Source organism: Paenibacillus sp. Y5S-9, assembly GCF_036894235.1.
GTDB lineage: Bacteria > Bacillota > Bacilli > Paenibacillales > Paenibacillaceae > Paenibacillus.
This window is the reverse complement of the sequence record NZ_CP145887.1, coordinates 5,553,293-5,565,851: the sequence shown is the minus strand read 5'-3', so window position 1 is coordinate 5,565,851 and position 12,559 is coordinate 5,553,293. Positions and strand designations below refer to the sequence as shown.

15 protein-coding genes are annotated in these 12,559 nt (G+C 49.1%); 14 read left to right on the top strand and 1 reads right to left on the bottom strand.

The window, feature by feature from the left end:
* Positions 1–88: 88 nt before the first annotated feature.
* On the bottom strand, positions 89–1,132 hold the full coding sequence (locus V6669_RS24530; RefSeq protein WP_338588428.1) for a helix-turn-helix transcriptional regulator: 1,044 nt from the start codon (positions 1,130–1,132) through the stop codon (positions 89–91).
* A gap of 237 nt (positions 1,133–1,369) precedes the next feature.
* Here V6669_RS24530 and modA point away from each other — a divergent pair, with 237 nt between their 5' ends.
* From modA to V6669_RS24460, 14 genes are all read left to right on the top strand, one after another.
* The gene (gene modA / locus V6669_RS24525) at positions 1,370–2,242 is read left to right on the top strand and encodes a molybdate ABC transporter substrate-binding protein (RefSeq protein ID WP_338588427.1); all 873 of its coding nucleotides are present in this window, start codon (positions 1,370–1,372) and stop codon (positions 2,240–2,242) included.
* Positions 2,239–2,925, top strand: a complete 687-nt coding sequence (modB, locus tag V6669_RS24520) for a molybdate ABC transporter permease subunit (protein WP_338588426.1) — start codon at positions 2,239–2,241, stop codon at positions 2,923–2,925. The genes modA and modB overlap by 4 nt, the downstream gene beginning before the upstream one ends.
* Positions 2,926–3,109: 184 nt before the next feature.
* On the top strand, positions 3,110–3,442 hold the full coding sequence (locus V6669_RS24515) for a hypothetical protein (protein ID WP_338588425.1): 333 nt from the start codon (positions 3,110–3,112) through the stop codon (positions 3,440–3,442).
* A gap of 298 nt (positions 3,443–3,740) precedes the next feature.
* Positions 3,741–4,580 carry a transporter substrate-binding domain-containing protein gene (locus V6669_RS24510; protein WP_083677492.1) on the top strand — a complete coding sequence of 280 codons (840 nt, stop codon included), beginning with the start codon at positions 3,741–3,743 and terminating at the stop codon, positions 4,578–4,580.
* Between the two features lie 23 nt (positions 4,581–4,603).
* The gene (locus tag V6669_RS24505) at positions 4,604–5,359 is read left to right on the top strand and encodes an amino acid ABC transporter permease (protein ID WP_036605839.1); all 756 of its coding nucleotides are present in this window, start codon (positions 4,604–4,606) and stop codon (positions 5,357–5,359) included.
* 85 nt (positions 5,360–5,444) lie between these two features.
* A complete protein-coding gene (locus V6669_RS24500) occupies positions 5,445–6,155 on the top strand; it encodes an amino acid ABC transporter permease (RefSeq protein ID WP_074096309.1) in 711 nt (236 codons plus the stop codon).
* Positions 6,152–6,904 carry an amino acid ABC transporter ATP-binding protein gene (locus tag V6669_RS24495; RefSeq protein WP_338588424.1) on the top strand — a complete coding sequence of 251 codons (753 nt, stop codon included), beginning with the start codon at positions 6,152–6,154 and terminating at the stop codon, positions 6,902–6,904. Before V6669_RS24500 ends, V6669_RS24495 begins: the two co-directional genes overlap by 4 nt.
* Before the next feature lie 121 nt (positions 6,905–7,025).
* Positions 7,026–7,313, top strand: a complete 288-nt coding sequence (locus V6669_RS24490; RefSeq protein WP_017692509.1) for a hypothetical protein — start codon at positions 7,026–7,028, stop codon at positions 7,311–7,313.
* Between the two features lie 23 nt (positions 7,314–7,336).
* Entirely contained in the window at positions 7,337–7,678 is a 342-nt protein-coding gene (locus V6669_RS24485) for a hypothetical protein (RefSeq protein WP_017692510.1), read from the top strand.
* The gene (locus V6669_RS24480) at positions 7,675–7,974 is read left to right on the top strand and encodes a hypothetical protein (protein ID WP_076211204.1); all 300 of its coding nucleotides are present in this window, start codon (positions 7,675–7,677) and stop codon (positions 7,972–7,974) included. Before V6669_RS24485 ends, V6669_RS24480 begins: the two co-directional genes overlap by 4 nt.
* A gap of 1 nt (position 7,975) precedes the next feature.
* A complete protein-coding gene (locus tag V6669_RS24475) occupies positions 7,976–8,317 on the top strand; it encodes a hypothetical protein (RefSeq protein WP_338588423.1) in 342 nt (113 codons plus the stop codon).
* 250 nt (positions 8,318–8,567) lie between these two features.
* Positions 8,568–9,662, top strand: a complete 1,095-nt coding sequence (locus V6669_RS24470) for a glycosyltransferase (RefSeq protein WP_076211206.1) — start codon at positions 8,568–8,570, stop codon at positions 9,660–9,662.
* A gap of 60 nt (positions 9,663–9,722) precedes the next feature.
* Positions 9,723–10,862, top strand: coding sequence for a glycosyltransferase (locus V6669_RS24465; RefSeq protein ID WP_338588422.1), 1,140 nt, complete (start codon positions 9,723–9,725; stop codon positions 10,860–10,862).
* A 66-nt stretch (positions 10,863–10,928) separates the two neighbouring features.
* Complete coding sequence (locus V6669_RS24460) at positions 10,929–12,554, top strand: glycosyltransferase family 4 protein (protein WP_338588421.1); 1,626 nt, start codon at positions 10,929–10,931, stop codon at positions 12,552–12,554.
* The last annotated feature ends 5 nt before the right edge of the window (positions 12,555–12,559 follow it).

The following is a 12,559-nucleotide window of genomic DNA, read 5'->3' as shown; positions in this document are numbered from 1 at the left end:
CGTTTTGTATATGCATGATGTGATGTGATGTGTAACATGCGTTTAGCATTGGCGGTCCTTTTTCTGTCATGGACTGTATTGTACATAGCTATGCTTCGTACAAAATATCACCTGTCAGGGATACATCATATCCCTCGAATGATTGCAGTTCCTGCCTGAACTCCGGCGATTGGAGAATTCGCAGTACAGATTCTGTCCAGGCTTCATTACCTTGCTTCCTGAGCATGACCAGATCATAGCGCTCCTGAGTGAGCGGGACAAAATCAACCTGGCCTACAAGTCGTGCAGCTTTCTCAATGCCAACTCCGACATCGGCTTCGCCAGAACTGACTTTGGCAGCCACACCCATGTGACTGGTTTCTTCCATTTCATATCCGATCAGACCTGCGGTAGGAATTCCATGCAGCCGAAGTTGCTCATCCAGCAATACTCTCGCACCAGAACCTATCTCCCGATTAGCTAGTCTCAGTTCAGGCTTGCTCAGATCGGTCCAATTCTGCAAGTTCTGCGGATTGCCACGCTGTACATACAGTCCGGCAGGACGTGATAGCAGGTTCACCACAACATAGGACCTTCCAGTCAGAATTTTGCGAATATACGGCAGATTATACTCACCGGTATCTCCATCGAGCAGATGGGTGCTGACCAGATCGGACTCACCGTGATACATCGAGATAAGCCCATCCAGACTACCCATGAACGAGCGTAGCGGACGAATGTCCCGAGTTTGTTTTTCCATATGGCGCATTAGGATATCCAGACTGACATCCTGACCTGTTATGACCAGATGCCGTGGTACAGCAGTCATTGCATGAGCAGAACTCGCTGGAGTAATCGCATGCGCAGACCCTACAGGTGTAGTCAATTGTAAGGAAGTTCCCTGAGAATCAGCCTGACCTGGATGAGTTCCTGATGCTGAGGTCTGATGAGGAGCCGGGATACGCTGACCTGAGGACTGAAGTTGCTTGGAGCGACGTTTATATGCCTCCAGATCGGTTGCATCAATTCGCATTTGTTTACCTACACGGTATGCGACGAGGTCTCCTTTTTTGATCAGGTCATAAACTGTCAGTTTCGATATTTTGAGCAGCTTGGATATTTCTTCGGTTGTGTAGGATTGCTCCTCCGTCATAAGTGAAGATCCTCCTTCAAAGGTATAGAGCAATTATGGTTTTGTTATGAATGTTTCTTGTACTATATCATTAATTGAGGGATGCCATAAACCTGAGGACACGCAAGAAACGCATAGGACAGGTAACAAAAATCAAATGAGATCTTAATCACCTTCCCATTTTGTTTGTCTTGTGTATAATTAGATATAATCAATTATAACTAGTTATATTTAAAGATAACGTTGGGGGAGAAATGAATGAGAAAGAGAATCGGATATGTGTTGGGAAGTATGTCACTGGGACTGGCTCTTGTATTGGCTGGTTGTGGTGCAAGCACGGGCACTACGGATACATCCATGGGTGCAGAACAAACGACCTCAACGCCAGCGGCATCAGGTGAAAGTTCATCAGCAGGAAATACCGATCCGCAGGAAACGGTAGATCTGACGATCTCTGCGGCGGCCAGTCTGACCGATGCGATGAAAGAGATTGAAACCAATTATGAGTTAGCTAATCCTTATATAGAACTTAATTTTAACTTTGGCGCCTCGGGTGCATTGCAACAGCAGATTGAACAGGGTGCCCCGGCTGATGTCTTTGTATCGGCGGCAACAAAAAATATGAATGCGCTAGTAGATGAAAACCTGGTTGCATCGGGCGATCAGAAGAATCTGCTACAGAATTCACTGGTGGCCATAGTACCAGCAGATGGGACCCACACAGTAACCAGTGAAACGGATCTCACCAGCGACTCCATCAAGACGGTAGCCATTGGGATTCCGGAAAGTGTTCCGGCGGGAACCTATGCCAAGGAAGCTCTGACCAATGCCAAGCTGTGGGATGAACTGGAAAGCAAGCTTGTGCAGGGGAAAGACGTTAGACAGGTTCTTCAATATGTAGAGACAGGTAATGCAGATGCAGGATTTGTATATAAAACGGATGCTCTTACTTCGGATCAGGTGAAAATTGCGTTTGAAGTGGACAAAAACAGCTACACACCAGCCAATTATCCAATAGGCATTATTGAAGGAACCAAACACCGTACTGAGGCCGAACAATTCTATGCGTATTTACAAACCCCTGAAGTACTGGATATCTTCGAGAAATACGGATTCACAATTCCGGAATGAATGTGAACGCCATAGACTGGTCCGTATTCTGGTCACCGGTGCGCTTATCACTTCAGGTTGCGCTGTTATCCAGCGTGGTGGCCACTGTGCTCGGAATCGCGATAGCCTGGAAGATGTCACGTTCTTCATTTCGGGGAAAAATTCTGCTGGAAACGGCATTTATGCTGCCGTTAGTCCTTCCTCCGACGGTGGTTGGATTTCTGTTACTTGTCATACTGGGGCGTAAAAGTCTGTTTGGACAATGGATTGAAGCCATATTCTCCGCACCGGTTATTTTCACCTGGTGGGCTGCGGTGATTGCTGCGGTGGTGGTTGCTTTTCCACTCGTGTATCAGACGATGAAATCGGGATTCAGTGGTGTGGATCGTGATCTGGAGGATGCGGGTCGTTCGATTGGGGCAAATGAGTGGCAGGTTTTTCGTTACATTTCCTTGCCGCTCGCAGGCAGAGCATTGATGACCGCCTTCATCCTGGGCTTTGCCCGGGCACTCGGCGAATTCGGTGCGACACTGATGATTGCAGGCAATATTCCGGGCAAAACACAAACGGTACCTACGGCAATTTATGTCGCTGTGGATTCGGGCAATCAGACCATGGCTTGGGCATGGACTATTTCCATTATCATCATCTCGTTTCTCATGTTACTGATGACCAGACAGCAGCGAGATGGAAAAAATGTCTGATTTCATATGTACCAATATCAATATCCTGCCAAATTGGTCTTAATGGAAATGTAAAGCTGTTTTAACATAAAAAAATAAAAATTTTCCCAAAATTTAATCGTTCAGTACTCGCTTTCAGTGGGCTTGTTCCTGTAAGATAGAAGTAATGGATTCCAGCCAAGTACTGAAATAAGGAGAGACGACGATGAACACTAAATTTGATTGCGGCGTTTCGTTGCAAATCGATGACTATCTGGATCTTTTGCATTTTGCCATCCAAATTCAGGATCAGGAATGGCAACAATCCCTTATCCGCCAACTCAAAATATTTCAGACGGCGACGGAGCAGCAGCGCACACCTGAAGAGGAATTATGGACACGGTTTGATTACATCAACAGCAAACTGACAGGTCTGTGCCACCAGATTCATGCCGCTCATTCCATGGACGAACGCAAGAAGTTCGAGGAACGGATCGGTATCTTACAATTACAGCGAGTGGAAGTTGCACGTAAAATTAAATGGGCGAGTCGCAGATAGATGAGTAGTGTATACACCAAGTGATGCACCGCCAAAATGGTATAATTAGTGAGAGTCATACAAGAAGAAGCCATCCGCCAATCGATATTGGGGATGGTTTTTTCTTGTACTATAGAGAAGTCCTATAACCATATCAGGATGTCCTATTAGTTTAGTTATTGCCCTAAGATGACTTGTAATGATATTCTTTGTTCAACCTAATTCCGACTATACAAGTAAGAATGGTTTGTTAATAGGGTAGAGGAATGGGAGTACACATCATATTCGCTGTGATAACAGCCTGTGGAGGAGATTGGGAATGGTTAAAAAACGGGGGATTCAAAAATTCCGGACAGCACTGCTGTTCATTACAATGCTGGCGGTACTGGCTGGATGCAGCACAGGAACTGCAAGCAATGATTCAGAATCTGCTTCGGCAGCAGGCGACACCAAAGTGAAAAAGATCATTGTAGGAACAGGTACACAGTTCCCGAATGTCTGCTTCATTGATGAGAATGGCAAGTTAACAGGTTATGATGTGGAACTGATCCGGGAGATCGACAAACGTTTGCCTGAGTATGAATTCGAATTCAGCACGATGGATTTCAAAAACCTGCTGCTGAGTCTGGAAACGAAAAAAATTGACCTGATCGCTCACCAGATGGAAGTGAATGATGAGAGACAGGCCAAGTTCCTGTTTAATGATGAAGCCTATAATATTTTTCCAAATAAAATCGTCGTAAGTCAGAAAAATGAGGAAGTAAAATCGATTGAGGATCTCAAAGGGAAAAAACTGATTGTTGGTGCTACAAGTAATGCGGCTGTACTTGCTGAGAAATGGAATGCAGCGAACGGCAATGGGATTGATATCGTTTATTCCGGAGCGGGTGAGGATACCATTACCCAGATCAAAACAGGCCGGGTGGATGCCACCATCAGCACTCAGTTTGCCATTGATTATCAGAATAAGGCGGTTGATGCTCAGTTGAAAACGGTAGGAGATGCCCTCTCCAACTCCAAAGTGTACTTCATTCTGAACAAAGATGAGCAGGAGCTCAAAACCAAAGTGGACGAAGCGCTCAAAGCGATCAAAGAAGATGGAACATTAGGCAAACTGAGCACAGAGTGGCTTGGAGCTGACTATACGGTTGAAGAGTAGTCTGAGAAAGGTGTGCAGCGGTAATGGGAAAATCATTTGATCTGTCATTGGTTCTGGATTTCATCCCGGAACTGCTACGATATTTGCATATAACACTGATTGTGCTGGGTGGTTCCATCGTGCTCGGACTGGTGGGCGGCGTGCTTCTGGCCGTTCCCCGGCTGTATCGGATTCCGGTACTAAGCCAGTTGGCTACCCTGTACGTCTCATTCATGCGGGGCACACCGATCCTGATCAAATTGTTCCTGGTGTATTACGGACTTCCCGAGTTGCTCAAACCCATTGGCATCGACCTGTCGAGAACCGACCCGTTGTTATTTGTCATTGTGACCTATGCGCTTAGTGACGCGGCATCCTTTGCCGAGATCTTTCGCGGAGCGGTGCGCAGTGTGGATAAAGGTCAGACGGAAGCAGCCTATGCTGCGGGTATGACCACATTCCAGTCTTTTCGGCGGATTGTTGTTCCGCAGGCACTGATTGTTGCTTTTCCGAACATGGCTAACACGTTAATCGGTTCATTAAAGGATACGTCTTTGGCCTTCTCCATTGGTGTCATGGATATGGTGGGCAGAGGGCAAACGTTAATTTCGGCTACGTCCCATGCACTTGAAGTGTATATCAGTCTGTCTGTGGTCTATTATGTCATTGTTATTGTGCTTGAAAAAGGATTTGCCTTTGCAGAACGCAGACTCCAGCGTCATGAACGTAAAAGAGTCGTACACAAACCGGCAATTCGAGCCAAACGCCTGAAAGAGGTTGTTCAAAAAGTCCGCTTTTGATTACGAATCATGCCTGGCGGCATCTTCTCGGTACTGAAAACCAGACTTTTTGAACTCTCACTGAAACGAATAGCGGGGTGAGCATATGTCGATTGATCTCCAGTTTATCTATACCTCTTTTTTTCAAATCCTGAAGGCATTGCCACTGACACTCGTCATTACGATTGTTCCGTTGATTGCAGGCTTCGGAATCGGTCTGGCTACGGCTCTGATCCGTATTTATCGCGTGCGGTGGATTCACCGCATTGCTGACTTCTACGTTTCGTTCCTGCGTGGAACACCGATGCTGATGCATCTATTCCTCATCTATTACGGCATTCCGATGATTATCGATAAGCTGTCGGAACGTTACGGTTGGGCTTTCCAATCCTCGTCGATTCCCATTCTCGTATTTGTACTGATTGCCTTCTCGCTCACTGCGGGCGCCTATATGTCCGAGATTATCCGTTCAGGCATTCTTGCTGTGGATATCGGCCAGATGGAAGCTGCTCACGCTGTTGGTATGAGCACATTCCAGGCCTTAAGGCGCATCATCATCCCTCAAGCGATCGGGGCGGTATTGCCTAACCTGTGCAGCATGTTTGTCGGGTTCCTGCATGGATCAACACTTGCTTTTACCGTATCGCAGATGGATATCCTCGGTAAAGCGGACGTGGTGGCATCCGTCAGTCTGAAATTTCTGGAGGCCTTTATCGCCGCCGCGTTCATCTATTGGGGGCTGACCATCATTGCCGAGCGGATCACTGCTCTGCTTGAGCGTCGGGTTGCCGTGTACAGCAAAGGAGGCGTGTCATGATTACACTAACGAACATACACAAAACTTTTGGCAAGCAGGAAGTATTGAAGGGAATTGATCTGACCGTGGAACAGGGCGATGTCGTAGCGATCCTTGGACCGAGCGGATCAGGTAAAACAACGCTGCTGCGCTGCGTCAATTTTCTGGAACGTGCCGATGAGGGCGAGGTTCAGATCAGTGGATTGACCGTCGATTGCAAGCATGCACGCAAACATGACATTGTGCAGTTGAGACGCAAAACAGCGATGGTGTTCCAGCATTATAATCTGTTCAAACACAAGACCGTGCTGGATAACGTCACCGAGGGATTAATTATTGCCCAGAAAATGTCCAAAGCCGATGCCCGCACGCGTGCCTTGCGTGTGCTTGAACAAGTCGGACTGTCTGCCAAAATCAATGAGTATCCAAGTATGTTGTCAGGTGGACAACAGCAACGGGTGGGCATCGCCAGAGCACTGGCACTGAATCCCGAAGTGATTTTGTTTGATGAACCGACCTCGGCGCTGGACCCTGAGCTTGTAGGTGAGGTATTGTCTGTCATCCGCTCCATTGCTCAAGAGGGGATTACCATGATTGTAGTCACCCATGAAATGGGGTTTGCCCGTGAGGTGGCAAATCGGGTTGTTTTCATGGATGGAGGTTCCGTTGTGGAGGAAGGAACCCCGGAAGAGGTATTTGTGTGTCCCAAGCAGGAACGTACTCGCCAATTCCTCAGTCGATATTCTTCCGACTGGAGTTATGTCATCTGACGATATAGGCGCAAGCTGTAGTAACTGACGATCCCGGCCCGGCATATGCTGTAACAGGCAAATGCTGATAGGCCGGGTTTTTCTATGGGTGAAGCAGGCCGTGACGGTAAGGAGGAGGACCATGCAGAGCAAAATCGATGAAATCATCACACATATTGCACACTCTCACCAGCAGATCGCACGTGTGCTGGATGCCAAACGCCAAGTCGCTGTACGCATGTCTGAAATCATCAATCATTTGCCAGATATCGAACCGGAGTTGGATGGCGTTGACGGTCTGCTGGATAGCTCTGGGCAAATCAACAAAAGCATTATCTCTTACTTGGGGGGCCTCGCAGATCTGGAAGAGGCTGTAGCCGAGACGCTGACCCAAGTCATGCGGGAGATCGCGGTTCAAGAGGAAGAATAAGCCCGGAAGGCGGGTGAAGGAAAATGAGTAGAGAACAGAGCCTCATTCTTATGCTGGACGCAGCAGCGAAAATGCAGTGGAATATTGCCCTGATCCTGGAGGCAAAAGCGATTGAGGCCGAGAAGGTACGGAACTGGACGTTGAATCATTTGAATGGAGATACCTTTCTGACGCATGGGGATCAGGTAGGCGAGCCGCTCAAAATGCATGATCAGTTGGTGGAATTACTGGAAGGATTAACCAGGATGGAGACCGGACTGTGCAACAATCTCAAAGCGGTGATGGTGCAGAACGATAGCGAAGATGGCGGCGGTATGGACGGTGGCATGTTTGGCGGCATGGATCTGGGAGACATGGGAAAATGAGTCTGATGCGGCGTGAGCAGGAAGCTAAACTGGCGCTCATTGAATCCATTGCACACAGTCAGCAGGCGCTGGCACGCATTCTGGACAGTGTAGCCAGTGTAACCGCTCATTCGGAAGTATCCGCCCGCAGTCTGGCCGAGAACATTCGTTTGCTGAGTCGCTATCAGGAAGAAATGTCTCGTATGGTTACGGGAATCAGGCTGGCCCGAATCCAGCATGGGGAGCCTGGGTTGCCGTGGCTCAAAGACCCCGGGTGTGCAATTCGTATCGTTCGGGACATACAGGAGGAATGTTGACATGTTAAAGAAGAAGAAAATACGACTGAGAACCAAAAGAGCTTTGTTAATCCGTGGAGCCCGTCTGCGCAAAATTCGCAAGCTGCGTGCGCTCAGAGCCAAACGTGTTCTTCACAAACGCCCACTTAAAGGACGCAGTGCGTGGCTCAAAAAAAAGAAACGTGCGGTACGGCGGCACCGGAGTCCAAAGCCCGTACAACCAGTCGCCCCGGCTACCCCTACCGATCCGAACCCGGACGGTGCGTACAGCCAGGGATACAACGAGGCATACAACGAGGGATTCAACGCGGGTTTCGCCAAGGGATTCGAGGACGGACATCAGCTGGCGTACAAAGCACAGTAACCGAGTAGATAGGATTATTCCTGCATGGAATGATACCTGTATACAGTTAGCCCGGGGGACAGATCCCTCCGGGCTATTTGCATCGCCGCAAAAGCGGACATGCCCGTACAGGCGGATGTGGAGGGCAAGCGCCAATTTTGCGCCTTGCAGGACACCCGTCCATGATGCATCTGACCCCGAGGCATATCCTTTAGAGGGAAGACCAATCTCGTGGAGAGTCTGGAAGTGAGATCTCCTGAAGGAAGACAGGGTGAAGAATGTGGCAAAACGAAGGCACCGTCCGCTGACCGAAGCGGAAACGGCTTACCGCGGCGGATATGCAGAAGGCCGCAGATTTGGCGGCTGTCAAGCCATGATGGAGCGGGTGCAGATGTTTGAACCGACCCTGCGGGACATGAAAGTGTTATATATCCCGCAAGGATTCGATGCCATCGATGAAGGTGTCACCTTGGCTCTGCAGCAATCTGTACGTGAATGCGTTGTTGGATCGCCAGCAGCGATGTTGCAGGAAGCCAGTCAGCATCGGCCCGATGTTGTGCTCGTCATGAATGGTCTGCATGTATTTCCCGCAGATCATGTAGAGCAGGTGAATGGCATACGTGCACTCGGTATCCGAACTGCCGTGTGGTTTGTGGATGATCCGTATTTCACAGAAGATACAACGTCCCTTTGCCAGCACTATGATATCGTGTTCACGCATGAAGAGGCCGCGGTGCCCTTCTATCTGGGACATGGAGCGAACCAGGTTATCTATATGCCACTCGCGGTGAATCCAGGCATGTTTCAACCGCGGCGCGCGGCACCGCAGCATCAGCACGACATTTGTTTTATCGGTACCGGATTCTGGAACCGGATTGCCTTGTTTGATGAGCTGGCCCCTTTTCTTGCGGACAAAAAGGTATTCATTGCGGGTAGCCAGTGGAATCGGTTGGCACGCTTTGATGTACTAGGCCGTTTCATCCACGAAGGATGGATTGCTCCTGGAGAGACAGTAAATTATTACAATGGCGCCAAGATTGTCATTAACATTCACCGGACTTGCGAGAATGGGGAAGACAATCGCAATACACATCATCTTGAAGGTCACTCGATTAATCCACGCACGTATGAGATCAGCGCATGCGGCACAATGCAGATTACGGATGCACGTGCAGATTTACCCCGTTATTATAAGCCGGGATATGACATCGAGACGTTCACCAACGCAGCAGAACTTCAGCGCAAAATCCACTATTATCTGAAGCATGAAGAGGAACGACAGGCGATGGCGTGGCGTGGACTTCTCACCACGATGAACCAGCATACATTCACTCGTCGCATCGGTCAGTTACTGGAACATTTGTAATTCTCATCTGAAGTGCAGCACCAACGAGAACCTTATCCCAAAAAATAAAGGAGTGGCGGTATGTCTCTCAAACACCGTAAAACCAAAAAGGTTCATGCACCCGTACTGAGCCTGGCTGATCAAGCACGCAAAAATGGGCAACATGCCGGATATGACGCAGGTAAGGAAGAAGGATATCTGCGCGGGCGCGCCAACTATATTGTGAATTGTGCACAGGAACCGTTGCCTTTCCGACAGCTTCACGTGCTGTATGTATCCTCGGGCAAAGGCTTCCCTTACTCCCCGTTGGATGAGGCGATTATGGCCACGCTACAGGGTATGGTAGCTCAAGTAACCCTCTCTGATCCGCGTCAACCAATTTCTGAAATTGCGCTGCAGACGCGTCCTGATCTTGTGCTTGTGCTGGATGGAATGGATATCCCCATCGAACATATCGATGCGATTCGCCAAGCGGGCATTCAGACGGCGATCTGGCTCACGGACGATCCGTACTATACAGATATGACGCTGGAAATTGTGACACATTTTGACCATGTCTTCACGTTGGAACTGAACTGTATCGATCTATATCGACAAATCGGCTGCGCGTCAGTTCACTACCTCCCTTTTGCCGCATTCACTAATCATTACTTTCCGATTACAACTCCTTCCCCGTTAAAACGGGATGTCAGCTTTATCGGTTCTGCCTACTGGAACCGGGTATACTTCTTCAATCCGATCATGCCTCAGTTGATGTCACACAATACGGTATTTAACGGCATCTGGTGGGATCGTCTGCCTGACTACACTGCCTATGGCGAGAAGATTGAGCTCGGTCGCTGGATGAGTCCGCCGGAGACCAATGATGTGTACAATGGCACCAAAATTGTCATCAACCTGCATCGATCCCACGAAGATGATTCCGTCAATAATAATCACCTCAAAATCCCGCCAGCCTCACCGAACCCGAGAACGTTTGAAATTGCCGCGTCCACGACGCTACAGCTGACCGACGCCCGGGATGACATTGCACGTTTCTACAAACCTGGTGTGGAGATTGAGACATATTCCTCGCCGCAGGAGTTACTCGACAAAGTGGAATATTATCTTACTCATGAAAAAGAACGCCGTGAGATAGCACTTCGTGGACTAGAACGTACACTGAAAGACCACACGTATGGCAAAAGAATTAATGAAATGTTAACCATTATATTCCCTTAATTCTGGCCGGGAGGAGGTGTGCACAGTACCCTGTATCGGATAACCGTGTACAGGGTCCGTGCGGCCATGGCAACGAAACCAAAGATGATGTTATTTTCACATGTGTGCAATACTCGCAGCATTACAGGCGCCGAGAAGTTGCTGCTTCATTTTATGAGAGAGATCGGTACGATCTTTGAATGTGTGCTCGTAGCCCCTCAGGAGGGGAAGCTTGCGGGGCTTGCGCGAAGATTCGGCATTCAGGTCAAAATATGCACTCTGCCGATGCTTCACGGTGTGTACACACCTTACCAGGGCATTGCAGATGATGCGGAGCATCTTCGCCATACACCAGCGTATCAGGAAGCAGTCTCCCTAATACGGGAGACTGCTCCCGATATAGTGTTAACGAACACCTGCGTTAATGTGATGCCGGCTGTAGCGGCAAAGTCCCTTCAGATTCCGATCATCTGGAAGATTACCGAGATCATTCATGCGAATGAACATACAACCGAGGCGATCCAGATGATTGGCCGTTACGCGGATTGGATTATCGGCATATCCGAGACAGCGGTAGCCCCATTCCAAGAAGCCGGCATGGGTGACAAAGTGACCATCATATCCCCAACTTGGGAACCCGCGCTACCTGCACCGGACCGCTGGGTTCATCTGCGCGAACGCAAGCGTAAGGAGCTCGGTTTCAAATCATCGCAGACCTGCATCGGTTATATTTCTTCATTTATATATGATGCCAAAGGGTTGAAACCTTTTGTGGATATGGCCTTGAGGATCTGTGAAACGCATTCGCGCTGTCGCTTCTGGATCATCGGGGCAGCATCGGATAAAAAGTATTACGACGAGTGTGTATCACGGGTGAAAAAATCCGGGTATTCACGCCGGTTTACCTTCACCACATTTGAAGAGAACGTATCTCTGGCCTATACCGCGATGGATATCCTGGTCATCCCAAGCATGGTCAAAGAAGGATTTGGCATGACCGCACTGGAGGGTCTCTATTTTGCCAAACCAGTCATCGCTTTTGCTCAGGGTGGACTGAAGGAATTAATGGAATCCGTAGGCAGTGATGCATTTTTGGCCCCGCCGGGTGATGCCGAAGCACTTGTCACCTTGGCAACAACCTTGCTGAATGATGCAGAGCTGGCCTCCAATACGGGGTGGCGCAATCGGACAGAAGCGGAAAGGCTCTACGGCGTTGAAACCTACCGAACGAAACTGCATACGATGGTGACACAGTGGTTATTGCGTTTTCCCGGATGGTTTGCTTATATCCAACCTCCGAATGGACCTGTGTATACCCATGGGGAGGGAGGACTACGCACTGTACTGGTTCTGGAGCCGATTACGGTTCGGGCACTGTTATTCCCACTGACCGTCATACAGGCGTTGCCACATTCCTCATTACCTCCAATCGCATTGGGTCACGATGCTCCTGTTGCCTCAGGTACTGGCACAGCTGCAAAGCCGATTCAACAGAGGGGCAAAACGCGGAAACGTCGTCGCAAACCACTTGCACCTCATTCTCGCCGAGACCGTGAGGGGCTGAAACGTGCTTCCGGAACTGGCAGACGTAAGGGGAGAACCCGTACAACGAAGGGACCGCGTCCACATATGGGGAAATCGGCTAGTCGCAGACGCAAATCTGCCAAGGCGGGACGTAGCCGTGCAGGGCGCAAGGGTTCCAATACAAGATGAAGGCA

Coding starts and splice junctions, on each gene's coding strand:
- V6669_RS24510 (WP_083677492.1), top strand. CDS start 3,741: ATGGTTAAAAAACGGGGGATTCAAAAATTCCGGACAGCACTGCTGTTC.
- V6669_RS24465 (WP_338588422.1), top strand. CDS start 9,723: ATGTCTCTCAAACACCGTAAAACCAAAAAGGTTCATGCACCCGTACTG.
- V6669_RS24505 (WP_036605839.1), top strand. CDS start 4,604: ATGGGAAAATCATTTGATCTGTCATTGGTTCTGGATTTCATCCCGGAA.
- modB (WP_338588426.1), top strand. CDS start 2,239: ATGAATGTGAACGCCATAGACTGGTCCGTATTCTGGTCACCGGTGCGC.
- V6669_RS24515 (WP_338588425.1), top strand. CDS start 3,110: ATGAACACTAAATTTGATTGCGGCGTTTCGTTGCAAATCGATGACTAT.
- modA (WP_338588427.1), top strand. CDS start 1,370: ATGAGAAAGAGAATCGGATATGTGTTGGGAAGTATGTCACTGGGACTG.
- V6669_RS24500 (WP_074096309.1), top strand. CDS start 5,445: ATGTCGATTGATCTCCAGTTTATCTATACCTCTTTTTTTCAAATCCTG.
- V6669_RS24490 (WP_017692509.1), top strand. CDS start 7,026: ATGCAGAGCAAAATCGATGAAATCATCACACATATTGCACACTCTCAC.
- V6669_RS24530 (WP_338588428.1), bottom strand. CDS start 1,132: ATGACGGAGGAGCAATCCTACACAACCGAAGAAATATCCAAGCTGCTC.
- V6669_RS24475 (WP_338588423.1), top strand. CDS start 7,976: ATGTTAAAGAAGAAGAAAATACGACTGAGAACCAAAAGAGCTTTGTTA.
- V6669_RS24495 (WP_338588424.1), top strand. CDS start 6,152: ATGATTACACTAACGAACATACACAAAACTTTTGGCAAGCAGGAAGTA.
- V6669_RS24480 (WP_076211204.1), top strand. CDS start 7,675: ATGAGTCTGATGCGGCGTGAGCAGGAAGCTAAACTGGCGCTCATTGAA.
- V6669_RS24460 (WP_338588421.1), top strand. CDS start 10,929: ATGGCAACGAAACCAAAGATGATGTTATTTTCACATGTGTGCAATACT.
- V6669_RS24485 (WP_017692510.1), top strand. CDS start 7,337: ATGAGTAGAGAACAGAGCCTCATTCTTATGCTGGACGCAGCAGCGAAA.